The 26,170-nt window shown below is 59.7% G+C and carries 21 protein-coding genes and 1 pseudogene; 15 read left to right on the top strand and 7 right to left on the bottom strand.

Annotated features, from left to right (window positions below):
- Positions 1–49: 49 nt before the first annotated feature.
- The gene (locus QRN33_RS06380; RefSeq protein WP_042607651.1) at positions 50–619 is read right to left on the bottom strand and encodes a putative antibiotic biosynthesis monooxygenase; all 570 of its coding nucleotides are present in this window, start codon (positions 617–619) and stop codon (positions 50–52) included.
- 211 nt (positions 620–830) lie between these two features.
- Between QRN33_RS06380 and QRN33_RS06385 the strand changes: the two genes are divergently transcribed.
- The gene (locus QRN33_RS06385) at positions 831–1,790 is read left to right on the top strand and encodes a MerR family transcriptional regulator (protein ID WP_252875620.1); all 960 of its coding nucleotides are present in this window, start codon (positions 831–833) and stop codon (positions 1,788–1,790) included.
- 3 nt (positions 1,791–1,793) lie between these two features.
- Here QRN33_RS06385 and QRN33_RS06390 read toward each other — a convergent pair whose 3' ends face one another.
- Together QRN33_RS06390 and QRN33_RS06395 are read right to left on the bottom strand one after the other, a co-directional pair.
- Positions 1,794–2,399: a hypothetical protein gene (locus QRN33_RS06390; protein WP_064364449.1), complete on the bottom strand. Its 606-nt coding sequence runs from the start codon at positions 2,397–2,399 to the stop codon at positions 1,794–1,796.
- A gap of 54 nt (positions 2,400–2,453) precedes the next feature.
- The gene (locus QRN33_RS06395) at positions 2,454–2,930 is read right to left on the bottom strand and encodes a PAS domain-containing protein (RefSeq protein ID WP_285407604.1); all 477 of its coding nucleotides are present in this window, start codon (positions 2,928–2,930) and stop codon (positions 2,454–2,456) included.
- A 153-nt stretch (positions 2,931–3,083) separates the two neighbouring features.
- Between QRN33_RS06395 and QRN33_RS06400 the strand changes: the two genes are divergently transcribed.
- The 8 genes from QRN33_RS06400 (at position 3,084) to QRN33_RS06435 (ending at position 16,535) form a co-directional block, all read left to right on the top strand.
- On the top strand, positions 3,084–3,539 hold the full coding sequence (locus tag QRN33_RS06400; protein WP_042607655.1) for a flavodoxin: 456 nt from the start codon (positions 3,084–3,086) through the stop codon (positions 3,537–3,539).
- 175 nt (positions 3,540–3,714) lie between these two features.
- Positions 3,715–4,497 carry a class II aldolase/adducin family protein gene (locus QRN33_RS06405; RefSeq protein ID WP_123418202.1) on the top strand — a complete coding sequence of 261 codons (783 nt, stop codon included), beginning with the start codon at positions 3,715–3,717 and terminating at the stop codon, positions 4,495–4,497.
- The gene (locus QRN33_RS06410; protein WP_123418201.1) at positions 4,497–5,399 is read left to right on the top strand and encodes an alpha/beta fold hydrolase; all 903 of its coding nucleotides are present in this window, start codon (positions 4,497–4,499) and stop codon (positions 5,397–5,399) included. Before QRN33_RS06405 ends, QRN33_RS06410 begins: the two co-directional genes overlap by 1 nt.
- 217 nt (positions 5,400–5,616) lie before the next feature.
- Positions 5,617–6,528 carry an SDR family oxidoreductase gene (locus tag QRN33_RS06415; RefSeq protein WP_227973707.1) on the top strand — a complete coding sequence of 304 codons (912 nt, stop codon included), beginning with the start codon at positions 5,617–5,619 and terminating at the stop codon, positions 6,526–6,528.
- 510 nt (positions 6,529–7,038) lie between these two features.
- Positions 7,039–8,832 carry a DUF1302 domain-containing protein gene (locus QRN33_RS06420; RefSeq protein WP_042607659.1) on the top strand — a complete coding sequence of 598 codons (1,794 nt, stop codon included), beginning with the start codon at positions 7,039–7,041 and terminating at the stop codon, positions 8,830–8,832.
- Positions 8,833–8,855: 23 nt separating this feature from the next.
- Positions 8,856–10,223, top strand: a complete 1,368-nt coding sequence (locus QRN33_RS06425; protein WP_042607660.1) for a DUF1329 domain-containing protein — start codon at positions 8,856–8,858, stop codon at positions 10,221–10,223.
- A gap of 138 nt (positions 10,224–10,361) precedes the next feature.
- Entirely contained in the window at positions 10,362–12,917 is a 2,556-nt protein-coding gene (locus QRN33_RS06430; RefSeq protein WP_285407606.1) for a helix-turn-helix transcriptional regulator, read from the top strand.
- A 153-nt stretch (positions 12,918–13,070) separates the two neighbouring features.
- On the top strand, positions 13,071–16,535 hold the full coding sequence (locus QRN33_RS06435) for a dermonecrotic toxin domain-containing protein (protein WP_285407608.1): 3,465 nt from the start codon (positions 13,071–13,073) through the stop codon (positions 16,533–16,535).
- A gap of 10 nt (positions 16,536–16,545) precedes the next feature.
- Here the strand turns inward: QRN33_RS06435 and QRN33_RS06440 are convergent, their stop codons facing one another.
- Entirely contained in the window at positions 16,546–17,325 is a 780-nt protein-coding gene (locus QRN33_RS06440; RefSeq protein WP_042607663.1) for an IclR family transcriptional regulator, read from the bottom strand.
- A gap of 163 nt (positions 17,326–17,488) precedes the next feature.
- Between QRN33_RS06440 and hmgA the strand changes: the two genes are divergently transcribed.
- The 4 genes from hmgA to QRN33_RS06460 all read left to right on the top strand — a co-directional run bounded on the left by hmgA (position 17,489) and on the right by QRN33_RS06460 (position 22,264).
- Positions 17,489–18,793: a homogentisate 1,2-dioxygenase gene (hmgA, locus tag QRN33_RS06445; protein ID WP_042607664.1), complete on the top strand. Its 1,305-nt coding sequence runs from the start codon at positions 17,489–17,491 to the stop codon at positions 18,791–18,793.
- Positions 18,794–18,796: 3 nt separating this feature from the next.
- Entirely contained in the window at positions 18,797–20,101 is a 1,305-nt protein-coding gene (gene fahA / locus QRN33_RS06450; RefSeq protein ID WP_285407609.1) for a fumarylacetoacetase, read from the top strand.
- Positions 20,102–20,113: 12 nt separating this feature from the next.
- Positions 20,114–20,749, top strand: coding sequence for a maleylacetoacetate isomerase (gene maiA / locus QRN33_RS06455; protein WP_083354242.1), 636 nt, complete (start codon positions 20,114–20,116; stop codon positions 20,747–20,749).
- A 144-nt stretch (positions 20,750–20,893) separates the two neighbouring features.
- Positions 20,894–22,264, top strand: a complete 1,371-nt coding sequence (locus QRN33_RS06460; RefSeq protein ID WP_285407612.1) for an MFS transporter — start codon at positions 20,894–20,896, stop codon at positions 22,262–22,264.
- Between the two features lie 92 nt (positions 22,265–22,356).
- On the opposite strand, the gene QRN33_RS06465 is transcribed toward QRN33_RS06460, so the two are convergent.
- Positions 22,357–23,160, bottom strand: coding sequence for a SirB1 family protein (locus QRN33_RS06465; RefSeq protein ID WP_285407613.1), 804 nt, complete (start codon positions 23,158–23,160; stop codon positions 22,357–22,359).
- Between the two features lie 184 nt (positions 23,161–23,344).
- Here QRN33_RS06465 and QRN33_RS06470 point away from each other — a divergent pair, with 184 nt between their 5' ends.
- Positions 23,345–24,364, top strand: a complete 1,020-nt coding sequence (locus QRN33_RS06470) for a Glu/Leu/Phe/Val dehydrogenase family protein (RefSeq protein WP_042607669.1) — start codon at positions 23,345–23,347, stop codon at positions 24,362–24,364.
- Positions 24,365–24,530: 166 nt separating this feature from the next.
- On the opposite strand, the pseudogene QRN33_RS06475 reads toward QRN33_RS06470, so the two are convergent.
- Positions 24,531–24,785: pseudogene (locus QRN33_RS06475) on the bottom strand (YebG family protein); the annotation flags it as partial.
- A 335-nt stretch (positions 24,786–25,120) separates the two neighbouring features.
- Between QRN33_RS06475 and QRN33_RS06480 the strand changes: the two are divergent.
- Positions 25,121–25,621: a phosphate-starvation-inducible protein PsiE gene (locus QRN33_RS06480; RefSeq protein WP_016771633.1), complete on the top strand. Its 501-nt coding sequence runs from the start codon at positions 25,121–25,123 to the stop codon at positions 25,619–25,621.
- Here the strand turns inward: QRN33_RS06480 and QRN33_RS06485 are convergent.
- Positions 25,618–25,935 (bottom strand): DUF3509 domain-containing protein, encoded by a 318-nt coding sequence (locus tag QRN33_RS06485; RefSeq protein ID WP_285407615.1) that lies wholly within the window; start codon positions 25,933–25,935, stop codon positions 25,618–25,620. The genes QRN33_RS06480 and QRN33_RS06485 overlap by 4 nt on opposite strands.
- Positions 25,936–26,170 lie beyond the last annotated feature (235 nt).

The raw sequence follows: 26,170 nt of genomic DNA on the forward strand, positions 1-26,170 counted from the left end.
GTATCGCGGTTGAAGCGAAAACTATAACAGGCTCGCCGCCCCTTGGAGATCAACGATTCTGCGTCGACGCCGTGGCCGGTAATGGCCTCGTCGGCGTGCTGTTCAACCAGTTTGCCAGCAGGCGCGTCGACAACGGGATGAAGAAATACACCATCAGCGGTGTCAGGCAAGCCGTGCCGATCAAGATGCGTGGCAACAGACTCAGCTCAGCCAGCAGCGGGCCGAGGACAAAATTGAATATCAGCGACACCGGGAAAAACGCCAGCCAGATCGCCACGGCCTGTTTCCAGCGAGGTGGGCGTTGCCCGGCAGCGCCGAACCAGCCTTCGATGCCGCTGACCCGATGCTCCTTGGGGTGTTCGAACAAGTCGCTGCCGCGGTTCAGCCAGGCTGTGCGCGACGCAGAATATTCCCACGCATGCAGCGTCTGCTCATCGACAAAACGGAAAATGATCTGGAATTCATTATCGCCGGGCGGTGGCGCAAGGACGCCGGAACCGAGGTAGCCGGGGAAGTCGGTAGCCAATTGTTCGCCTTCGCGCAGCCAAGCGATCAGATCGTGATAACGGCCATCGGCGACGCGACGCGCTACCATCAGCGTGACGGGGGAAGTAGACATTTTGTATCTCCGTATTTCGAGTGCGTTGCTCCGGGTAGGAGCTTCGCCTGACGCAGGCCGGGGTAGAGGCCTGCGCTTTACTACAAGCAAGGATTATTCCTGATTTTGTCGATTAAACCAGTCACTTTCGTCGCAGATCATTACTTGAACGCTTGCGCCCCATCATGTTTAGAATGGGATCCAATTCACCGACATGGAAGTTGACCGCCAGATGCCTGTAATTACGGACATTCGCCAGGCTTCGACAGTGCCCGTCACGCTCGAGCGTGAGGAGCTGTTTCCCATCCGCGAAGTGGCGCGCCTGACCGGCGTCAACCCGGTGACCCTGCGTGCCTGGGAGCGTCGCTATGGATTGATCCAGCCGACCCGCACCGAAAGCGGGCATCGCCTGTATTCAATGAACGATATCGAGCGCGTTCGCAGTATTGTCGACTGGATCGACCGCGGCGTGGCGGTGAGCAAGGTCGGCAAGATCCTGGCGAAGACAGAGCCCTTGAAGGTGCTGGCGAACTTCATCCCCGAAGACCATGTGCAGGCCGATTACAAGCAATGGCAGGAGCAGATTCAGCAGGCGGTGAGTGCGTTCGACGACCAGCAACTGGATCGCGTTTATGGACAGATCTTCTCGTCGTACACGCTGCCGGTGGTGTTTGAGGCCATCATCATGCCGTTGTGGCGGCAACTGCTGCAGCGGCAGGAGGCTTTCGGGCAAACCAGCGAATGGTTGTTTCTCGACGGTTTTCTCAGAGTGCGTGTGTTGCAGCGCATCGTCATGCTGCGTGGCGCGCAGCCGCGGCGAATAATCGTCAGTGCGCTCGCCGGGCAGTGTCGTGAGCTTGAGTTACTGGTGGCGGCGCTGTTTCTCAGCGGCAACGATTCCGGCGTACGGGTGCTGACCACCGGCCAACCCTTCGACGAGCTGACGCTGGTCTGCGAAAAGGTCAAACCTGAGGCACTTGTGCTGTTTTCCAATCATGCGCCCGGGCCAGAGCTGCCCCGGCGCCTGAATCGTCTGGCGCTGAGCCTGGATTGTCAGTTGATGCTGGCAGGCGATGCCTCCGAACTGGCCGAAGACAGCCTGGCCGGCTCGGCGGTGGCGTGCCTGGGGAACGAGGGCGGGACAATGCGGCAACGCATGAAGCAATTCATGGCAGGCAAACTGGATACCTGAACCTCAGGCGTGCAGGGCGGGGTGGGTCAGCCGATGCTGTTGCAGAATGAACTGGCGCAGGCGCTCGGTTTCGTCTGCATCGGTCTGGCTCAGTTCGTAGGCGTAGAAACCTTGCTCGTTTTCACGCTCGAAATGGCCGCGTAACGAGATACGCTCATAACCGGAAGGGCTGAACCACAGGGCGAAGTTCTTCGGTGGTTTGGTCTTGTTGCGCACTTCCAGCAATACGCCTTTGTGCGACACTTCGTGCACCCACAGCATGCCAGGCTGGCCCTTGGCATTTTCCAGCGCCACCGGCTCTTCAAGTACCAGGCGCCACGGGCGCACCATCGGCCCGTCTTCGTAAATGCTCGGCACACCGAGACGCAGATGCAGCGCGTGAAACTCGTCTTCCACCAGATGCAGCGGAAAAGTCATCTGCTGATTTTCGAAGTTCGCCTGGATCGTCACTTGCTCATGAGCGGCAAGACGGGTCAGCAGATCACGGATCTGCGAACCGCCATTAACCAGCAGACTCGACGTCGCATCCCGCACATTCAGTTGCGGGTTGTGCTGCATGGTCTGGATGAAATCCAGCTCGTCCTGGGTGAGGAGGGCGTCGCGCTGCATGGTTAACTCGAAGTGAATAGTTACAAAGTCATTGGTGATTGTAGTTAATGACCGTCAGTTCGCGGTTTTGTTTGCGCCGTTCGTCGCTTTGACTGTCGCGAGCTCGCTTTGCAGTGCCGCCACTTGTGCTTCCAGCTGCGCGACCCGTTGCAGCGCCTTGACCTGAACGGTCACATCCTTTTGCACGCCGATGAAATACGTCTGCCCGTCATCGGCATTCTTCACCGTCGACAGCGACAGCTCGTTCCAGAATGGCGTGCCGTCCTTGCGATAGTTACGCAGGATTTCCCGGCACGAACCGCCCTCTCGCAATGTCTCGCGAATCAGCTGCAGACTCGGTTGGTCACGGTCTCCAGCCTGCAGGAAACGACAATCCTGATAAAGAATCTCCTCACTGCTATAACCGGTCATGCGCTCGAAGGCAGGGTTGACGTAGATGAGAATGTTGTCCTGATCACCCTCCTTTTCCGCCACCACGATCCCCTCGTTCGAGGCATTGATCACCAATTGCAGCAGACTGGCGTTGATCATCCGAGAATCCCTTCCGTTGTGTCAGTGGCAGGCATTCTAGAAGAATGGCGCGGACTGTCTATAGGCCATCAGCGTGGAGTGGGAGCTGATCGCAACTGCCGCGCGAGGGCTGTTACTATCGCGGCTCTTTTTTTCAGTTTCAGGATCAGATTGATGAAAGTCGCCATCCTCTCCGGTTCGGTCTATGGCACCGCCGAAGAAGTCGCCCGCCACGCCCAGAATCTGCTGAAAGCCGCCGGCTTTGAAACCTTTTACAACTCGCGCGCCTCGCTGGCTGATATTCAGGCGTTCGGGCCTGAGGCCCTTCTCGCTGTGACTTCGACCACGGGCATGGGCGAGCTGCCGGACAACCTGCAACCGTTGTATTCGTCCCTGCGCGATCAGTTGCCTGCTACGTTACGCGGGCTGCCAGGCGCAGTGATCGCCCTGGGTGATGCCAGCTACGGCGACACCTTTTGCGGCGGTGGCGAGCAAATGCGTGAATTGTTTGCCGAACTGGGTGTGAACGAGGTGCAGGAAATGCTGCGCATCGACGCCAGCGAAAGCGTCACGCCGGAAACCGATGCCGAACCGTGGCTGGCGCAGTTGATGGACGCGCTCAAGGGCTGATCGCCAGACATTCTCGCTGCACCTTGCAAGCGTGGTTGCACTGGAACGGCTACAGGCTGTTTGCCCGGCTGACTCGTTCAGTCATCAAGCTGGCTGCCAATGCAACTACGCGATGCCCCGCGCCTGACTAGACTGCTGACACGAGCAGAACAAGAAGAACGCAGAGGTGCATACAGTGAGCGTAGCCCCCGTCCAATCGTCGCCGAGTGTCAAAGACCAGGTCAGCGCTGCCGAGTGGCAGACCCGTGTCGACCTTGCCGCCTGTTATCGTCTGGTCGCGCTGCACGGCTGGGACGATCTGATCTTTACGCATATCTCCGCCAAGGTGCCCGGCACCGAAGACTTCCTGATCAATCCGTTTGGCCTGATGTTTCACGAGATCACCGCCTCGAGCCTGGTGAAAGTCGATCAGGCCGGCAACAAACTGATGGACAGTCCGTACGAGATCAACCCCGCCGGCTACACCATCCACAGCGCCGTCCACGAAGTGCGCCATGATGTGGTTTGTGTGCTGCATACCCACACTGCGTCGGGTGTTGCGGTGTCGGCGCAAAAGCAGGGGATGTTGCCGATCAGTCAGCAGTCGCTGTTCGTGTTGTCGAGCCTGGCTTATCACGCCTACGAGGGCGTGGCGCTCAATCACGAAGAGAAAGCACGCTTGCAGGCCGATCTGGCTGACAACAATTTCCTGATGCTGCACAACCACGGTCTGCTGACCTGCGGCAGCACCATTGCTGATACCTTTCTGATGATGTTCACGTTCCAGCGTGCCTGCGACATTCAGGTCATGGCGCAAACGGGCGGCGCGGAACTGATCGCCATCGAACCGCAGATTCTTGCTGGCGCCAAGGCGATGATTGCCGGCGTCACCAAGAGCGCGCAAGGCATGGGCGGCGCGCTGGCCTGGCCGGCGCTACTGCGCAAACTCGATCTACAAGACCCGGGGTATAAATTCTAATGCCGCTCGCCGAGATTCCTCTGTGTGTCTGGCGCAAGCGCAGCCGGACCTTCGTTTTTCGTGGTCAGTCGATCCGCTACTGGATGGTCGGGCAGGGTGAGCCGCTGCTGTTGATCCACGGTTTCCCCACTGCCAGTTGGGATTGGCATTACCTCTGGCAGCCACTGGCGCAGCGTTATCAGGTGATCGCCTGCGACATGCTCGGCTTCGGCGACTCGGCGAAACCGCGCAATCACACTTACAGCCTGCTGGAACAGGCCGATCTGCAACAGGCGTTGCTCGCCCATCTGCTGGTCGAACAGCCGGTGCATATTCTCGCTCACGACTATGGCGACAGCGTTGCTCAGGAATTGCTCGCGCGGCATTACGAGAAGCGCATCGAAGTTGCCAGTTGCGTGTTCCTCAATGGCGGTCTGTTTGCGGAAACACACCGGCCGTTACTGATGCAGAAACTGCTGCTCAGCCCGATTGGCTGGCTGCTCGGTCGCACATTCAGTCGTGAGGCGCTGGTCAAAGGTTTCCGGCAGATCTTCGGCCAGCAGACGCAGCCGAGCGAAAGCGAACTGGATGATTACTGGAGTCTGGTCGACAGCAACCATGGCCCGCGCATCCTGCACAAATTGATTACTTACATCCCCGAGCGCCGGGTTCAACGTGAGCGCTGGGTGACGGCCATGCAGCGTGGTGACATCCCCTTGCGGGTAATCGACGGCGCAGTCGATCCAATTTCCGGTGTGCACATGGTTGAGCGTTATCGCGAGTTGATTGCTGATGCGGACACCGTGCTGTTGCCGGGCATCGGTCACTATCCGCAAACCGAGGCGCCGGTGCAGGTACTCAAGCACTATCTGGCGTTTCGTGATCGTCTGGTATTGCCTCCGCGCAAAGTGGCGTACTCCTGACAGATCAAAAGATCGCAGCCTTCGGCAGCTCCTGCATTGGATTTGTGTAGGAGCTGCCGCAGGCTGCGATCTTTTGATCTTTTGATCTTTTGATCTTTTGACGCCTTCATCATCGCGCAACCTTATCGCGCACCATTCAGCCTCAGCCGTGTTCGTTGTGACTCAAAGCCCTGTGCCTGACACTCAGGATCAATACTGGCCTGCTGGAGTAGCTGCGATGAATGAGCCTGTGCGCTTCGAAGATAAAGTCGTGATAGTCACTGGCGCCGGTGGCGGCCTCGGTCGTGCCCATGCGCTGCTGTTCGCCAGACAGGGCGCCAGGGTGCTGGTCAACGACCTCGGCGGCTCGACACAGGGCGAGGGCGCCAACGCCTCGGCTGCCGACCGCGTGGTGGCGGAAATCCGCGAGGCTGGCGGTATTGCCGAAGCCAACCATGACTCGGTCACCGACGGCGACAAATTGGTGCAGAACGCCCTCGATGCCTTCGGGCGCGTTGATGTGGTGGTCAACAACGCCGGGATCCTGCGCGACAAATCGTTTCACAAGATGGACGACGCCGACTGGGATCTGGTTTATCGCGTGCACGTCGAAGGCGCCTATAAAGTGACCCGCGCCGCCTGGCCGCATCTGCGCGAGCAAAACTACGGCCGGGTGATTTTCACTGCGTCAACTTCGGGTATCTACGGCAACTTCGGTCAGTCCAACTACGGCATGGCCAAACTCGGGCTTTACGGTCTGACCCGAACATTGGCGATCGAAGGGCGCAAGAACAACATTCTGGTCAACGCCATCGCCCCCACCGGCGGCACACGGATGACTGAGGGCCTGATTCCGCCGCAGGTATTCGAGCAACTGAAGCCGGAACTGGTCAGCCCGCTGGTGGTGTATCTGGCCAGCGAGCAATGCCAGGAAACGTCCGGGCTGTTCGAGGTCGGGGGCGGCTGGATGGGCAAGGTGCGTTGGGAACGCAGCCTCGGCGCCGGTTTCGATCCGCGCGAGGGCTTCTCGCCAGAAGATGTCGCGGCGCACTGGCAGCAGATTTGTGACTTCGAAGGGGCGGCGCACCCAAAAGACAATATCGAGGCGCTGAAGGAAATGATGGCGAATTTGCAGAAGTATTCGGTTTAACCCCTACCCTCGATCGACAGGGCTCCAGCGAGCCCTGATTCCCGCTCCCATGCGCATCGCACAAGAAATCGCCCATAAAAAAGGCCGCTGCAAACGCAGCGGCCAAGGTAAGACGTTGGATCAAGGAGCTACAAATCAACGTCAGTGAACAGCGGGGCGATAGACCGAAAAATCGATTTATCCGAAATCGGTAGCCAATCGCTTGCGCTATCTGCGCAGCGGGCTTCGCGCTTTCCGGCGTGTTCCGGGTAAGCGCGCTCAGGATAAGGGCTTGAGTCTGTAGGAAAAATACCAATTCCAGACATGCACTGTTACGGGGCGCGCAACAGTTGCGTGCCCATGCATGGCGCTGATGATGGGCCATCCAGCCAGTCCATGAACCGTTCCAGGCCCCGCCCTGCAAGGACATTCATCCTTTCGAGCGACAACGCAAATACCTCCTTGGTGCGCTTATCGACCGCTTCCGCCGGCAGTAGGGTGGGGCCTTCTGTCACTCACCGGGGAAGACGCATGACAAAAACAACAATGCGCGCCATCTTCACACCGCAGGCGCTGGCCGCTGCGGTGGCTTTGGGTTGCTGTGCCCAGGCGCAAGCGGTTGCCTTCAACATCGGCGAAATCGAAGGCACCTTCGACTCGTCACTCTCGATCGGCGCGAGCTGGGGCCTGCGCGATGCCGACAGCTCGCTGGTCAGCACGGTCAATGGCGGCAGCGGACAATCCTCCACCGGTGATGACGGGCGTCTGAATTTCAAGAAGGGCGAAACCTTCTCGAAAATCTTCAAGGGCATCCACGACCTCGAACTGAAGTACGGCGACACTGGCGTGTTCGTTCGTGGCAAATACTGGTACGACTTCGAACTCAAGGACGAAGACCGCGAGTTCAAGCAGATCAGCGACAGCGGCCGCAAGGAAGGCGCCAAGTCTTCCGGCGCGCAGATTCTCGATGCCTTCGTCTATCACAACTACGCCATCGCCGATCTGCCGGGCACCGTGCGCGCCGGCAAGCAGGTGGTGAGCTGGGGCGAAAGCACGTTCATTGGCAACTCGATCAACAGCATCAACCCGATCGACGTCTCGGCATTCCGGCGGCCCGGTGCCGAGATCAAGGAAGGCCTGATCCCGGTGAACATGCTGTTCGGCTCGCAAAGCCTGACCGACAAACTTTCGGTCGAAGGTTTCTATCAACTGGAATGGGACCAGACCGTTCTCGACAACTGCGGCACGTTCTTCGGTGTCGACGTAGCCGCGGACGGTTGCAACAACGGCTACACCGTCGGCAGTCCGGCGGTGGCGCCACTGGTGCCGCTGACCACCGCGTTCGGCCAAGGCATTCAGGTCACCCGCGAAGGCGTGGTGATCCCCCGTGGCGGCGACCGCGATGCGCGCGATTCGGGGCAGTGGGGCACGGCGCTGCGCTGGCTCGGCGAAGACACCGAATACGGCCTCTACTTCATGAACTACCACAGCCGTACGCCGACGGTCGGCACCACCACGGCGGGGCTGTCGACACTGGCGGCACTGCCTGGCCTGGTCGGCATTGCCAACGGCCTGGCGCCTGGCAGCGGCGCGGGGCTGGCGCAAAGCGTGATGCTCGGGCGCGGTCAGTACTACCTCGAATACCCGGAAGACATTCGCCTGTACGGCGCGAGCTTCTCGACCACTCTGCCGACCGGTACCGCGTGGACCGGCGAGATCAGCTACCGGCCGAACGCGCCGGTGCAGGTCAACACCAACGACCTGACCCTGGCGCTGGTCAACCCGATTGCCGGCGGCACCGCATCGCCAGTCGCCACTTCGCCGGGCGCGGACAACAAAGGCTACCGGCGCAAGGAAGTCACGCAGATCCAGAGCACCCTCACACACTTCTTCGATCAGGTGCTGGGCGCTGAACGCCTGACCGTGGTCGGCGAAGCGGCCGTGGTGCATGTCGGTGGCCTGGAGTCGCGCAGTGAGCTCCGTTATGGCCGTGATTCGGTCTACGGCCAGTACGGTTTCGGCGGCGACACCGACGGTTTCGTCACCTCGACCTCGTGGGGCTATCGCGCCCGGGCGATTCTCGATTACGCCAACGTCATCGGTGGGATCAACCTCAAGCCCAACCTGTCGTGGTCGCACGACGTCGCCGGTTACGGCCCCAACGGTCTGTTCAACGAAGGTGCGAAAGCCGTGAGCTTCGGCGTCGATGCCGACTACCGCAACACCTACACCGCGAGCCTCAGTTACACCGACTTTTTCGGTGGCGATTACAACGTCCTCGAAGACCGTGACTTCGTGGCCCTGAGCTTCGGCGTGAACTTCTGATCTGCCCGAGAAGGATGACTGCAATGCGCAAAACGATTCTGCAATGTGGCGTGCTGGCCTTGAGTCTGCTGGCGGCCAATGTGATGGCGGCGGTGTCGCCGGATGAAGCGAACAAACTCGGCACCAGCCTGACCCCGCTTGGTGCCGAGAAGGCCGGCAATGCCGACGGTTCGATTCCGGCGTGGACCGGCGGCATCGCGAAAAACGCCGGCGCGGTGGACAGCAAGGGTTTCCTTGCCGACCCCTTCGCCAACGAAAAACCGCTGTTCACCATCACTGCGGCGAACGTCGAGCAGTACAAGAGCAAGCTCTCCGATGGCCAGATAGCGATGTTCAAACGCTACCCGGAAACCTACAAGATCCCGGTTTATCCGACCCACCGCACCGTGGGCGCACCGGCGGAAATCTACGAGTCGGCCAAGCGCAGCGCCCTGAATGTGAATGCGATCAACGACGGTAACGGCCTGGCCAATTTCACCGGCAATCGCTATTACGCCTTCCCGATTCCGAAGAACGGCGTCGAGGTGCTGTGGAACCACATCACCCGTTATCACGGCGGCAATTTGCGGCGGATCATCACCCAGGTCACGCCGCAGACCAATGGCAGCTACACGCCGATCCGTTTCGAAGAAGAGATCGCCGTGCCGCAACTGATGAAGGACATCGACCCGGATAAAGCCGCCAACGTGCTGACCTTCTTCAAGCAATCGGTGACCGCCCCGGCACGGCTGGCCGGCAACGTGCTGCTGGTCCACGAAACCCTCGATCAGGTGAAGGAACCGCGTCTGGCGTGGATCTATAACGCCGGTCAGCGCCGCGTCCGGCGCGCGCCGCAAGTGGCGTATGACGGCCCGGGCACAGCGGCAGATGGTCTGCGCACTTCCGACAACTTCGACATGTTTTCCGGCGCGCCGGATCGCTACGACTGGAAACTGGTCGGCAAGAAGGAAATGTACATTCCCTACAACAGCTACAAGCTCGACTCGCCGAAGCTCAAGTACGACGACATCGTCAAGGCCGGGCACATCAATCAGGACCTGACCCGCTATGAACTGCACCGCGTCTGGGAGGTGATCGGCACGGTGAAGCCGAACGAGCGACACATCTATGCCAAGCGCCACATGTACATCGACGAGGACAGCTGGCAAGTGGCACTGGCCGATCACTACGACGGTCGCGGGCAACTGTGGCGCGTTGCCGAAGGTCACGCGCAGTACTACTACGATCACCAGGCCCAGGCCTACACACTCGAAGCGCTCTACGACATCATCGCCGGCCGCTACATTGCCTTGGGCATGAAGAACGAAGAGAAACACAGCTTCGAATTCGGCTTCGAAGCCAAGGCCGCCGACTACACCCCATCGGCCCTGCGCGCCGAGGGCGTGCGCTGACGGTTCTGCCACACCGCTGGACAGAAGGCGACCGCACGGTCGCCTTTTTTATGGTCGTCAATCAGCGTGCTGAATACTCGTCAACAAGCTCGCGGGAGAGGGCTAGGGTGAGCGCATAACGATAAGAAGGCTCAGCCGATGACCGCCATGACAGCATGCCTGGATCGACCCGGATTTCAGCCCAGGCTTTCTTCACATCATCAGCCTCGCACTCGCTTGAGCGAACCATTGCTGGCCGCGAACGCGCGGGTCAGGCTGTTGTGTGCGCCTGCGGGCAGTGGCAAAACCGCACTGCTCACTGAATGTCTGCTGCAAGTGCGTGGGGAGTGCGAGGCGATTTGGCTGCCGCTGGCGGGAGTTGCGCTCAGCCCCGAGGCATTCTGCCTGCGACTGACTCGGGCGCTCGGGCTGGCCGAAGGCCTGGACGTTACACAACTGATGGCGGAGCTGGCACATTGGTCCAGGCCGACCTCGCTGTTTATCGACGACTACAGCCGTCTGCCGGATCCGGCGCTGGATGCTTTACTGGATCGATTGCTGACGGTCAGCAGCCCGGCGCTGACCTGGTGGATCAGCACTCGCCGCCGGCCACAGTGCAACTGGCCGCGTCTGTTGCTCGATGACGAACTCTACGAGTCCGAGGGCGCCAGTCTGGCGCTGACTCATGATGAGATCGTAGCGGTGTTGGGCCATTTGCCGCCAGATCAGGCGAGCCGTGTCGCTGCCCATATCATCCAGCGTACCGGCGGTTGGTGCGCGGGGGCGCGCATGGCGATCCTGCAAAAATGCGACTGGTCGCAAAACCTGCAGCCGCAGCAGCGTGTCGACACGCTGCTCGATTACCTGCAGCACGAACTCTTCAGCCACCTGACCCCGGAACAGGACGAGGCGTGGCGTGTTCTGGCTCATCTGCCACGGTTCAACGCGCCGTTATGCGAGCATTTGTTCGGCCCCGGCGAAGGCGCGCAGCTGCTGCATGATCTGCAAGTGCTGGGCTGCTTTATCGAACCATGGCAGCAATCCGCTGACTGGCTTCAGGTCTTCCGCCCGCTGTCGCGCATCATGCAGGAATCGCATTGGCCGTGTGCGCGTTCCTGGCACCGGCGCGCCTGTCAGTGGTTCACCGCGACGCTGGATTGGCGAGCTGCTTTCGAGCAAGCGTTGCTGGCCGAGGAATACGAAACCGCCATAAGTCTGCTGCAGCATTTGAGTTTCGAGGATTTGTTCGAAGACCAGATCGTGGTCCTGCTGTTGCGCCTGCATGAGCGTCAAAGCCAGGAGCTGACCCTGATGACACCGCAGTTGATCGGGCTGGTCACCGGGGCTTTGCTGTTCGCCGGCCGCTTCGAACAGGCCGGGCAATGCCTCGGCAATCTCGCCCGCTTCATGCCGCAGCCGACCGCACACCTTGAGCAGCAATTGCTGGCCCGTTGGCTGGCGCAACACGGCTGGCTGTGCCACCTGCAAGGGCAGATGGAGCCTGCGCGCGCGTGCTTTCAGGAGGCGTTGTCAGCGCTGGCTGACGACGCCTGGCAGGCGCGCTTGCTGTGCCTGTCGGGGCTGACCCAGCAGGCGTTACTGTGCGGTGAGCTCGATCAGGCCCATGCCCTCAACCGCGAAGCGCTGTGCCTGGCGCGTGCGCACGGTTCCCTGCTGTTCGAAGGGTTGCTCGAGCTTGACCATGCGCAATGGCTCGAGCAGCGAGGAGCGCCTGTGCGCGCCGAAAGTCTGCTGGTGGACATCGAGCACTTGCTGCGCCAGCGCGCCATGGCACCCACGCCGCTGCTGGGCCGGATTGCGCTGCGACGCGGCCGGCTGGCGCTGTGCATGGGACTTGAAGCGCAGGCTGCGGATCTGTTCAGCCGGGGTCTTGAGGATTGCTTGCGCAGCCAGGACAAGCGGGTCTTGTATGGCTACGTGGGGCAGGCGCAACTGGCCGGCAATCGCGGTGATTATGCCTGCGCGTTCGAGCGTCTGCGCGAGGCCGAAAGGGTGATGCAGCAGCGACAGATTCCCGATACCGTCTATCGCGGTGTCGTGCTGCAGGTCAGCAGTCAGTTCTGGTTACAGCAGGGCCGGCCGCAACGGGTGCAGGAGGCGTTGAGCCGGCTGTTACGGCATTACCGTGGACCCTCCGGGCTACAGGCGCCGCCCGCGACATTCGAGCTGATCATCCGTATTGAATATCTGCTGGCCTGCGCTCAGGCGCAGTTGAATCCGGGCGAAAACCGTCTGCCAACCATTGAGCGATGGTTGGATCACGCCCAGGCCAGAGGCATGTTGACGGCACAAACCGAGTTGCTGCTGGCCTTCGCCCAGTTGGCGGAATCCAACGGTGACACGCTGGCGGCGCAGCAGGCTTTGCAGCGAGCCGCAACGCTGGTGGAACGTTGCCGGTTGCAGCAAGCCATGCGGGAGTGGGAATTACGCCGAGGCGGCGTTGGCACGGTGTCTGGCAAACAGGTTCCTGTCTGGCCGGGCGATAACGGTGACCTTGCCCCGGGCCTCAGCCGACGCGAGCGCGAAGTGCTGATGTTGATTGCTCAAGGTGCATCGAATCAGCAAGTTGCCGAACAACTTTTTATTTCGTTGCATACAGTAAAGACCCATGCGCGGCGAATAAACGGAAAGTTGGGTGTGGAACGCCGGACTCAGGCGGTGGCGAAAGCGAAGTTGATGGGGATACTGGTCTGATCAGTGAAGTTTTGTAGTGCAAAAAGGTTCTGTCTGTTTGTTGGCATGTTTTGTAAATTGTTCGCCCTTCATGTCGGTTGGAAAAGAAACTACCTTGCAACTATCTACAGCGGCTGCATTCGCAGTTCTGGATAGTATAAGTAAGGGAAAGTTATGGTTAAGTTGTTCAAAAGTCTGATGCGTGGTTCTTTGGGGGAGCAAGTTTCCTGGGCTGAGGAATGGGAGAAGGCCAGCCGGGCAAAAGCAGACCTGTTCAAGATTATCGACGCCATGCCGAGCGTGCTGGGTATTCTTCGCAACATGCTTGAAAATGAATTGAAGCGTTTGGGCAAAACGGTTGATATCGACAAGGTCTACATCAACACCGACCCTGCTTTCCCCGCTGATCAAAAGCGCCCTTCGGGGACTCTTTGGGATGTTACTGTTCATTGTCTGAATAATGATGTCAGTCCCGCCTACATACTCGGCGGTGATGGTGTTTTCTTTCTGCCAAACACATTCAGTGAACAATTCAAAGTCAATGTTCTCAATACTCTTATTGTCGAAGATCTGATCGCTGCCGTAGCAGGCGGATTTGAAAAAACGTTGCGAGCCGAGATCGCAAAGTTCTGGGCGGCGCCAGCCAGATCCATGCGCCCGGACTCTGCACCGTTGTCCAATAAGCAGGCTTTCATCGAAGCGTACGCCGTGGTCACGAGCGCGGAGCTGTCGCTGTCGGTCATGGCCAACAATTTCGATGCCCGGTTGGGTGAGCGGTTCGCCCATCTGCTCGACGCAGACGCCGGTCGCGCAGCGTTTGAAGTCAAGTTGCAACCGGCGCAGGATTACCTGCTTTCGCTCCAGCCGTGTTTCGTTCTGGACAATGCCGAGCGTGCGGACGCTGAAATGCCGCTGGGCAATGAGTCAACTTCCTACCTTATGCACACGCCGGAAAATGGCTTTGAGTTCTTTGACAAGAATACCGAGCTGCACAGCAAACTCCAGCAGCGGCTGTCTTTGCGCAGCGAGCAGATCCGATACCTGAAAGCGACACAGAGTCCTCACACCTTCTGCGCAGAGACTCACCTGAAGGGTCAGCTGGAAAGCGTGTCTTCGTTGATCAGCGGCCGGGAACAACTGGAGAGTCCACTTACCTCCGTGCTGCAGGAAAACCAGGGCCTGCATGTGCTGCGCTACGGTATGGACACCCGCTTCTATCTGCTTTGGGCAGCATTGAAACGTACCGATTGGCCGCTTTGGCTTCATGCCGCAGGTAGCGATGTGCAACAGCGCTACACTGAACTTGAAGAATCCAGGGATGAATACCAGGCAGCCTATTCGAGCGCGTTCGATGCGTGCTTTTCGTTCAAGGATTATGTGGCGCGAACGTTCGCTGAATGGGCAGACAGAGTGCTCGGGGAACACCTGGACCCGGAGACGATAAGTGTCCATAGCTCGTACAGGCTGCAAATTGCCGGGCGTACCATCGAGCAGGAAGACACCCGGACGTTGACCGAATTTATCGTTTTCGGGCTGCATGACACGGGTTATCAAGCGACCCTGACTATCACCGGCGCGCCCGACGGAAGTCGGCTGACGGCCGCAGCGCTTGAGCAGTGGCTGGCAAATCGCAACCTGCGGCTGGAATATAGCGGCAGCCTGGCGTTCTCGCCGTCGGTTGATTACCAGGAGGCTTATCGCAACTATCTCTTCAGCCAGATGGAGTTTGCAGTTTTTGTCGCTCGCTACTCCGGGAAGCTGGATTCCACCGATGCGAACATCATCGCTCGCGCCATGGCAAATGACCCCGCGGTGACTATTCAGGGCGTGCGAATCAATTTACAGGTACCAGCGTTGAAAGACGTCCTGATGATTTCGGCCAGAGAATATGTACCGTCGCTGATGCTGGTAAAAACACCTGACGGTGAATTCGAACTGCAAAAATTCTCGGATATTTACGCAGCTAATCGCTGGCTGGAGTCGGCATTGTCCGCAAATCGTGAATATGCTGCTTTGCTGATCCATCCAGACTACCTGCACGACGCGGGTGAGTTGCTCGGCAGCGATCCAACACAGTTGCACTACCGCTATAAGCTCGATAGCCGACCGGTCGATCTTGGCCTGAATGCCAAAACACCGCTGGCGGACTACGTAAATGTCGCTTACCGAGCCGAAGTTGCCCTGCACAAGGCCATTGCCCCTGCAGGTTATCGGTCACTTGGCGTCGAGGGCCGCAAGCGCTACTCGCGTCTGACAACCGAACTCAAGGCGCTGTCCACCGTTGATGCACGAGACAATGGTTTCCCGACATTCGAACAGTTCACCTATGACGCGGTGAAAGCTCAGATCGAAGACATTTTGCGCCAGCGTGGCAGCAGCGTTTCGGTCAACCCCGACCACATCATGGTTCAGACCGAAGAGTTTCGTAAGAGCGTGACCGACGTTCTGCTCGAGGGACTCGCCTTTGAAGCGGTGCATCCGGCCTATCAAACGAAGTTCAGCCCGAAATATTATTTGGTGAATGGGCATCCTGTTGTCGAAAAACTTGATATCCGTGACCTTTCTTCGCTGTCGAAGACCTTCCGTCCCGGTGACAGATATACCGCGATGCTTAAGGAGCAATTTCAGAACAAGGCTCATCCTGATTACGCGTTCAAACGCGCTGTACACGCACGGAAAATCCGCTGTGAGATGTACCGCAACGCTTATGCGGACTTTACCAATGGCAGGTTATCGACAGAGTTGTTCTCTGCTGTCCAGGGGATTATCGATAATCTGAAAGAGAGCGGCGGCTATCATTCAATTCGAGACAGCAGCTCTGAAGGTGGCATCGGGCTGTACAAGTTCAACATTGGCCGGCTGGGGCTGACGGCTGCCGGGGATCGCGCAGTGGGCGGCGTTTATATTTTCCGGCTGAAGTTGTCGTCAGGGTTCTTCGATTTGCTCTATACGCCTGACGCGCCGGATCTCGTCAGCTTCCGGCCAATCGCTGAGTTCATCCCTTCGATTCGTTTTCGGAACGGCCCGTTCCGTCATTACTACAGCGAGCGGATATTGCTGGTTGATCAGAAAGTGATCAGTGACTACTTCGATAATCTGGTCGCAACGGTCGACACCAAACCGGTTATTCGCACGGCGGAGCGCTCGTTATTGCCTGATCTGTTCACTTTCCACGACGAACGAGTGCGCCGTGTATTGAAGGATATCGATGAACGCACTATCAGTCTCAATGAAATAATCGCCGGCATTGTCTACAACAACCTGTTGAAAGTCGCGAATATCGTCAGCCTGCTGGTGCCTCCCGTGGGCACCGTCGTGGTAGCTGTGCAGGTGATGAAAAGCATCTACGACGCCTCGCAATCGGACCGACGTGGTGATTATTCCGCTGCGCTCGGGCATGTACGGGACGTAATGAGCGGACTGCTGACGTTGGGGCAGGCTGCGGCGGCGGGCGCAACCGTGAAACAACTTACCCGTGTGCAGCGCTCGTTTCTCGATATGTTCGAAGACGCGCGGACGGTCGCCGAACTCGTTACGTATTACACCGGCCATGAAGACCCCCAGGATGAGCTGATCGGCTTCTTCAAATCACTGATGCAAGATGCTGACGCCGCATTGAGCAAGACCACGGTTCGTTGATAGGCCAGGCTTATCGTTCATAGCCCATTCGCCAACTTACGGCCCGCGTCGCAGCCAACAACCGCTGCGCCGCCGGGCCGTTTTCGTCGGCGTGGAACAGCGAGGTCGGACCGACGATGGTCAGCACGGCGGCGATCTGCCCGACCGCGTTGAACACCGGGGCAGAGAGCGCATCCACCCCCGGCATCAACAAACCATGCACGTGATGCAGGCCACGTTCGCGGATCTGTTCACAGAGCGCTGCAAAGGCTTTTTCGTCCTTGAGCGGATGCTCCGCGACAGCGATTTCCTGCGCGCGCAATTCATCGGTTTCCCGGTGCGGCAGGTAGGCGCTGAACACCAGTCCAGTGGACGAACTGAGTAGCGGCAGCACCGAACCCAGTTGCGTCACCACCGTCACCGCGCGCACCGCCGGTTCGATGTGCACCACGGTTGCGCCCTGATTGCCCCATACCGCGAGGAAGCAGGTTTCATTGAGTTCATCACGCAAATCGGACAGCGGCAGGGCGGCGACTTTCAGCACGTCCATGCTGTTGAGTGCCGCCAGCCCTACGCGCAGCGCTTCACGGCCGAGGCCGTAATGGTTGGTAGCGGTGTTCTGTTCGGCAAATCCCGAGGCAATCAACGCCTGCAAATAGCGATGCACCTTGCTCGCCGGCATCTGCACGTGTTCGGCCAGACGCGACAGCGAAGTCGACGGTGACAACTCGGCCAGGGCCTTGAGGATGTCGGTGCCGACTTCGGCGGAGCGGACTTTCTGTTTGCCGTTGCTGTCGCTGGTTTTTTCCATGGGGCTGGCGGTTCCGGTTCGAATGGGCGTCTTTATAGCTTGACGCTGGATAGCGAGCAAATTACGTTATGCGTAATCAGATTACGATAATAACAACCCCGGCGTGCCGAGACCTCTGAGCCAGAGCGATGGGCCACTGCCGACTCCCTGTTCAGGAGGCTCCATGAACCTCGATTCAACCGCGCAGGCCTTGGCTTATCAGTCAGGCTTCGGCAACGAATTCAGCACTGAAGCGTTGCCCGGCGCGCTGCCCGTTGGCCAGAATTCCCCGCAGAAAGCCCCGTACGGCCTGTATACCGAATTGTTTTCCGGCACCGCGTTCACCATGCCGCGCAGCGAAGCGCGGCGGACCTGGATGTACCGGATTCAGCCGTCGGCCAATCATCCGGCGTTCGTCAGACTGGAGCGGCAACTGGCGGGCGGACCGTTGGGTGAAGTGACCCCCAATCGTCTGCGCTGGAATCCACTGGATCTGCCGACCGAGCCGACGGACTTCATCGATGGCCTAGTGAGCATGGCGGCCAACGCTGGCGCCGAAAAACCGTCCGGCATCAGCATCTACAACTACACCGCCAACCGTTCGATGGAGCGCGTGTTCTTCAACGCCGACGGAGAAATGCTGCTGGTGCCGCAACTGGGCCGCCTGCGCATCGCCACCGAACTGGGCGTGCTGGAAGTCGCGCCGCTGGAGATCGTGGTGCTGCCGCGGGGCCTGAAGTTCCGCGTCGAACTGCTCGATCCGCAGGCGCGCGGTTACCTTGCCGAGAACCACGGCGCGCCGCTGCGCTTGCCGGACCTGGGGCCGATCGGCAGCAACGGCCTGGCCAATCCACGGGATTTCCTCACCCCGGTCGCCGCCTACGAAAACCTGCAACAACCCACCACCCTCGTGCAGAAATTCCTTGGCCAGTTATGGGCCACTGAACTCAATCACTCACCGCTCAATGTGGTCGCCTGGCACGGCAACAACGTGCCGTACAAATATGACCTGCGCCGCTTCAACACGATCGGCACGGTGAGTTTTGATCACCCGGATCCATCGATCTTCACGGTATTGACGTCACCGACCAGTGTGCACGGTCTGGCCAACCTCGATTTCGTGATCTTCCCGCCGCGCTGGATGGTCGCCGAAAAAACCTTCCGGCCACCGTGGTTCCACCGCAACCTGATGAATGAATTCATGGGCCTGATCCAGGGCGAGTACGACGCCAAGGCCGAAGGCTTCGTGCCCGGCGGCGCTTCGCTGCACAGCTGCATGAGCGCCCATGGTCCGGACGGCGAGACCTGCACCAAAGCCATCAATGCCGAGCTTGCGCCGGCGAAAATCGACAACACCATGGCCTTCATGTTCGAGACCAGCCAGGTGCTGCGCCCAAGCCGTTTCGCCCTCGACTGCCCACAATTGCAATCCAGTTACGACGCCTGCTGGGCGACCCTGCCCGCCACGTTCGACCCGACCCGGAGATAACCCATGACACACAATTCCATCCCCCGCAGTTGGGTCGCTTCGGCCAATGGTCACAGTGATTTCCCCTTGCAGAACCTGCCGCTGGGCGTGTTCAGCCTGAACGGTTCGACGCCGCGCGCGGGCGTGGCGATTGGCGAGCACATCTTCGATTTGCAGGTGGCGCTTGAGGCCGGTCTCTTCGACGGTGTCGCCCGCAGTGCCGTGGAAGCCATGCACGGCGGACACTTGAACGCGTTCTTCGAACTCGGCCGGGAGGCACGGGTTGCCTTGCGCGAGCGCCTGATCGAACTGTTCAGTGAAGGCAGCACCCTGCGCGGCAACATCGAAGCGCAAGGTGCGACAGTGCTGCCGTTGGCTGCCGATTGCCAGATGCACCTGCCGGCGCGAATCAGCGATTACACCGATTTCTACGTCGGCATCGAGCACGCGCAGAACGTCGGCAAACTGTTCCGCCCGGATAACCCGCTGCTGCCGAACTACAAGCACGTGCCGATTGGCTATCACGGTCGCGCGTCCACCGTGCGTGCATCCGGCACCGACGTGCGCCGGCCGAAAGGCCAGACGTTGCCGGCCGGGCAGACCGAACCGGTATTCGGACCCTGCGCACGTCTGGATTACGAACTGGAACTGGGCATCTGGATCGGCCCGGGCAACGAGATGGGTGAGCCGATTGCCATCGGGGACGCCGCCGAGCACATCGCCGGTTTCTGTCTGCTCAATGACTGGTCGGCGCGGGATATCCAGGCTTGGGAATACCAGCCGCTGGGGCCATTTCTGTCGAAGAGTTTCATCACCAGCGTCTCGCCCTGGGTAGTAACGGCCGAAGCGCTGGAACCGTTCCGCACGGCACAGCCGGCGCGTCCTGAAGGCGATCCACAGCCGCTGCCGTATCTGCTCGACAAGCGCGATCAGGACGGCGGTGCCTTCGACATCGAACTGGAGGTGCTGCTGCGCACCGAAGCCATGCGCGAGCAGAACCTGCCAGCCCATCGCCTGACTCTGAGCAACACCCGGTACATGTACTGGACCGTCGCGCAAATGGTCGCGCATCACAGCGTCAACGGCTGCCAGTTGCAGGCCGGTGACCTGTTCGGTTCGGGCACCTTGTCCGGCCCGGAAAACGGTCAGTTCGGCAGCTTGCTGGAAATCACTGAGGGCGGTAAGAAACCGATCGAACTGGCGTCCGGCGAAGTGCGCAAATTCCTTGAGGACGGTGACGAAATCATCTTGCGCGCCCGCTGCGCCCGCGACGGTTTTGCGTCGATCGGCTTCGGCGAATGCCGCGGCACCGTGATTGCGGCGCGCTGACAGGAGCGGCTTATGGATCTCTATTCCTATTACCGCTCCACTTCCTCTTATCGGGTGCGGATTGCGCTGGCGTTGAAGGGGCTCGATTACCAGGCGCTGCCGGTCAACCTGATCGCACCGTCGGGTGGCGAACATCGGCAAGCGGCGTATCTGGCGATCAATCCGCAGGGTCGAGTGCCGGCGCTGCGTACCGATGACGGCGCGGTGCTGATTCAGTCGCCAGCGATCATCGAGTATCTGGAGGAACGTTATCCACAGGTGCCGTTGCTGCCGGATGATCTGGTGGCGCGCGCGCAGGTGCGCGGTGTCGCGGCGGTGATCGGCTGCGATGTGCATCCGCTGCACAACGTCAGCGTACTCAATCGCCTGCGCCAGTCGGGGCAGGATGAGGCGCAGGTAGTGGAGTGGATCAGTCACTGGATCAGCCAAGGACTGGCGACGGTGGAGCAGTTGATCGGTGACAGTGGCTTTTGTTTTGGCGAATGGCCGTGCGTGGCGGATGTGTATCTGATGCCGCAGTTGTACGCGGCAGAACGGTTCAACGTCAGCCTTGAGGCGTATCCGAAAATCCGCCGCGTGGCCGCGTTGGCGGCTGAACATCCGGCGTTTATCAAGGCGCATCCTGCCAATCAACCGGACACCCCGTAGTCCCTGTGGGAGCGAGCCTGCTCGCGAAGACGTGGTGTCAGTGGCCTTTCATTCAGCTGACCCACCGCTTTCGCGAGCAGGCTCGCTCCGACAAGGGCTGGGTTGCGACATAAAAACCATAAAAACAAAAACAGGTACCTTGCGATGCATAACCAGATTGCCAGCTTCCGCGCGGCGCTCGACGCCCGGCCTGTGTCTCGTTATCAGTGGTTGCTGCTGATTCTGCTCGCCTTGCTGCTGGTCACCGACGGTTACGATGCCCAGGTGCTCGGTTATGTAGTGCCCGCGCTGGCCCAGGATTGGGGGCTGGAAAAATCCGCGTTCGGGCCGGTTTTCAGCGCCAACCTGCTCGGTCTCACTCTCGGGTCTCTGGCGGTTACGCCGCTGGCTGATCGCTCTGGTGTGCGGCGAATTCTGCTTGCCTGCGTATTGATCTACGCCACGCTTACGATGCTGATGGTTTTCGCCGATTCGCTGAACACGTTGATGATTGCGCGGTTCATCTGCGGCATCGGCATGGGCGGCGCGATGCCCAGCGCCATGGCCTTGATGTCGGAATATTCGCCGCCGCGTCTGCGCACCTTGATGGTGACCCTGGCAGCCTGTGGCTTCTCGTTCGGTGGCGCCGCGGGCGGTTTTGTCGCGGCCGGTTTTATCGACCAGTTCGGTTGGCAGGCAGTGTTCCTCGCCGGCGGCGTGACGCCATTGCTGCTGTTTCCTTTCCTGTGGTGGATGCTGCCGGAGTCGCTTCCGCGCTTGCTGCGTGATGCACCGCCGTATGCACGGCTGCGCAAGGTCACCACGCGGATGTTGCCGGACTGGCAGCCACCGGTGGCCAGCGTCGAGCAGAACGAGCGCGAGCTGGGCAGCAAACTGACCGTGGTCGAGTTGTTTCGCAACGGCTATGGGCGGCCGACCCTGCTGATCTGGGCGACATTTTTTGTCAGCCTGATTCTGTTGTATTTCATGATCAGTTGGCTGCCAACGCTGCTGCTGGAAAGCGGTTTGAAACTTAACGAGGCCAACCTTGTTACCTCGATGTTCCTGTTCGCCGGGACCCTTGGCGCGATTTGCATGGCCTGGTTCGCCGACCGTTTGCACCGCAAGGTGCGCCTGCTGTCCGGGGTATTGGCAGGTGCGGCGCTGTGCACGATTCTGCTCGGGCTCAACCACGATGATCCGCGTTTTCTGGTGGCCTGTGTGTTTGCCGCCGGGTTCTGCATCATCGGCGGGCAATTGACGCTGAATGCCTTTGCCAGCAATTTTTACCCGGCTCATGTGCGTGCCACCGGTACCGGATGGGCACTGGGCGTGGGGCGTTTCGGTTCGATCCTCGGGCCGCTGTTTGGCAGTCTGCTCTTGGCAATGCACATACCGGTGGAGCAGATTTTCTTCTTCTGCGCGATCCCGGCGGTGATAGCTGCGCTGCTGATCATTCAGGTGCGCTCGCCGACTGAGATCCGCCGATCCAGTGTGGGAGCGAGCCTGCTCGCGAAGAACGATAACGCGGTTTGACCGGGAGACCGAGGTGCCTGCTTCGCGAGCAGGCTCGCTCCCACACAGGTTTGTACGGGCCTCAAGGATGGGGGCAAGCCTGCAGAAGGTGGTTAATGGACGACGGAGTTGGGTGGCAGATGGCCGAGGCGTTCGGTCAGGCGCAGGCGCTGGATCGGGTCTTCGCTGAGCAACAGCGCGTGCTCCAGATCGAAGCGCTCAGCGTTGGGGCAGTCGAGCCGCTGGTACAGACTGGCCCGGGCCATGTAATCAGCCGCCTTGGCGCCGCCCAGTTCGAGCACTCGTTCTGCGTCAATGAGCGCGGCGATGTAATCGTCGTGGGTCAGGTGCAATTGCCGCAGGTTGCGTGACAGGCGCTGCAGCATCTGCGCCGGCGTTGCCGTCAGCAGATGCTCGGCGCTGAGCTGCATGTTCGGCCCGTACTGGCGCTGCAACAATTCGCGACAGTCATTGGGATACAACCGCCGCCCGCCGCAAGGGTCGAGCAAATGATCGGCGCCGGGAACCCGCAGCAGAAAATGCCCGGGGAAATTCACCCCGACCAGAGGAATTTCCAGGCCGTGGGCCAATTCCAGCGCAATCAACGCCAACGCCAGCGGTTGACCACGTTGAGTGTGCAAGACGCGATGCAGCAGCGCCGCCTGTGGACGCAGCGGCAGGAAATCATCCTGGGCGAAACCGAGATCGACCATGCGCCGCAACAGCGGTTGCGCCATTTCGCTGACCGGCAGCATCGGCAGGCCGTAGCTGACCCGTAATTGCAGATCCTTGAACGTGCGCAACCAAGCTTCGGGTTCAAGGGTTTTGTCGTGCTCGGCACTTATCCACAGCGCAGCTTCCAGCAGGGCTGGCGGCGAACGGTGCAGGCAGTCGAAAAAGCGTTGGCGCGGACTCATCTGAATCTCCCTCCAATGCCTCGTTTTAGCCCCGTCCGGGTGCTTCGTCCAGTGTCTGGCTCATTGAGCGCAAGTTATCGCGGCACGACATTGCCCGCTCGGCGGCTTATGCCGGCGCGCGCCAGCAATTTTCAGGGGCGAGCCTATACTGGCGTTCTACAAGAAGTGATTCGGGAGCCTGTCGATGTTCGCTCTCATGCAAAGCACTCGCCTGGAATCGCTGCACCTGAGCGTTGACCCGGTCACCGGGTTGAAGGCGGTCATTGCCATTCATAACAGCCGTCTGGGGCCAGCCTTGGGCGGGTGCCGTTACCTTGCCTATCCCAACGACGAATCTGCGGTCGAGGACGCCATTCGCCTGGCGCAAAACATGAGCTACAAAGCGGCGCTGGCCGGCCTTGCGCAGGGTGGTGGGGTGGCGGTAATCGTGCGGCCGATCCATGTCGAGAATCGTGGCGCGTTGTTCGAAGCTTTCGGTCGTTGCATCGAGCAGCTCGACGGCCGCTACATCACCGCCATCGACAGCGGCACCTCGGTGGCGGACATGGACTGCATTGCCCAGCAGACCCGGCATGTCACCAGCACCACTTCGGCAGGCGACCCGGCGCCGCACGCAGCCATGGGCGTGTTCACCGGCATCCGCGCCACGGCGATGGCGCGCCTGGGCAGCGACAACCTGGAAGGTTTGCGCATCGCCATTCAGGGCCTTGGCAATGTCGGTTATGCGCTGGCCGAGCAACTGCACGCGGCAGGCGCCGAGTTGCTGGTCAGTGACATCGATCACGGCAAGGTGCAACTGGCGATGGAACAGCTCAATGCCCACCCGATCGCCAACGATGCGCTGCTCAGCACGCCCTGCGACATTCTGGCGCCGTGCGGATTGGGCGGTGTGCTCAACAGTCATTCAGTCTCGCAATTGCGCTGCTCCGCTGTGGCGGGTTCAGCGAACAATCAACTTTCCCATCTGGACGTGGCGGATCAACTGGAACGACGCGGGATTCTTTATGCGCCGGACTATGTGATCAATGCCGGCGGGCTTATCTATGTTTCGCTGAAACATCGTGGCGAGGAGTTGCCGACCATCACGGCGCATCTGTCGAAGATCAGTTCGCGGCTGACTGAAGTGTTCGCTCACGCCCAGGCGGAAAAACGTTCGCCGGCACGGGTGGCAGATGAGTTGGCCGAAAAGGTTTTGTATCGCTGAAAAGCAAAAGATCGCAGCCTTCGGCAGCTCCTACATTCCGAGTGTAGGAGCTGCCGAAGGCTGCGATCTTTTTATTGGGCGCGAATTACTTCGGCGCTTTCGCTGCTTTGGCGGGCTTTGCCGGTGCCTCGTCAGGTTCTGCAACTTCGGTCTTTTCCACAGGCTCGGCCGGCGCATTGATCAGCTCCGACAGCGCATCGGGCTGGCTCTTGAACGCCCGGGCGAACACATCGCGGTTCTTCGCCATGTAGATCCCGGCTTCTTCCACTTGCTGTTCGGTCAGGGACGGAACGGCTTGTTGCAGCACATCGGCCAGATATTCGGCCAGTTCGAGCATTTTGTCATGACGATCAGCTTCGGCTTTATCCATGAACAAGCGCTCCAGATCTCGGCTGCTGCGGTATACCACTTCGACGGCCATTCACCACCTCACATGCCTTCACGTTAAGTTGTCTTGACGACTACTGTATCCATATACAGCGAAAAGGATAAGCGAATCCCTGCGCCTTGGGTAGTGGCTTTTCAATGTAGACCGGATTTGGCGTTTGTCAGGGGGACGGTGTCGCTGCTATCGCGAGCAGGTTTGCTCCCACAGAACCCCAGCGGTGCGACCAAACGCCACGGCGCGGGATTTGCGGCGGATCGCCATGATGCATGGCCCTGAACCTGCATGAAAACCGTGGCTACAAGGCGCACGCGCAAAACCGTCACGTGCGATACGCATCATCCGCCCGATACGGGCTAAGGAAACTCATCGTGAAAATCAACTGGGCCGAGAAACTGCGGCGTAACGTGCATCAACTGGCCGAGTCCCTGGGCAACCTGTTCGTCGAAACCTTTCACTACCTGGCGTTGTTCGCCATCGGTGCGGTGACGGCGTGGGCGGCGGTGATGGAGTTTCTCGGCATGCTCGAAGTCGGGCATATCAAGATTGATGACATTCTGTTGCTGTTCATCTATCTGGAATTGGGCGCGATGGTCGGGATTTATTTCAAGACCAACCACATGCCGGTGCGCTTTCTGATCTACGTGGCGATCACCGCGCTGACGCGCCTGCTGATCTCCAACGTCTCGCACCACAACCCGCCGGACATGGGCATCATCTACCTGTGCGGCGGCATTCTGCTGCTGGCGTTCGCGATCCTGGTGGTGCGTTACGCCTCGTCGCAGTTCCCCTCCGTGAAGATCGAGAACCCGCAGCGCAAGATCGGCACGGGCTCCAGTGAACATCCTGAAGTGGAGAAGGGCGAGCTTTAAAGGCCCGCCGCCTGGCCGGGCTGGCCTTTGACCCGTGGCGGTGGCGGGGTCAGCCCGGCGCCGTTGGTCATGGCCTCGAGAATCGACATGGCGCTGTGGCCTTGTTCGATGGCGATGCCGAATTGAATGCTTTGCACCAGCCGCTTCAGCCGCTCCGGATCGTTGCGCTGTTCGGCGCTGATCATGCGTTTGGCCACGATGCGGCCGGCGTTGGACAGGGTCAGCATGATGCTGCCGTCCAGGCCCTGAATGCTCAGATTGATCTGATAGTCCGACGCAAAAGCATCGGTAATGATTTGAAATGGGTTGTCCATGATGCGTCACCGCCTGATTGAACGTGCAGTTGTTGACCGGCCATGATCCGATTTGGTTCGCAACACCAGACCACTGGCATCTCGTTCGCTGAGGTTCGCAATGTCCGTTTGCCTCAAGAGTGATGTAGCAAGGCGCATGCCGGAAAAATTGTCGAACAATAAACCCGGTGAAAAAAACGGCGAGCCTCGGGGCTCGCCGTTTTTTTGGGGCGCGTTTTCAGGGCAGGAATGAGTC

Origin of the sequence: Pseudomonas sp. FR229a (assembly GCF_030209115.1) — a bacterium.
In the GTDB taxonomy this organism is placed as follows: domain Bacteria; phylum Pseudomonadota; class Gammaproteobacteria; order Pseudomonadales; family Pseudomonadaceae; genus Aquipseudomonas; species Aquipseudomonas moraviensis_A.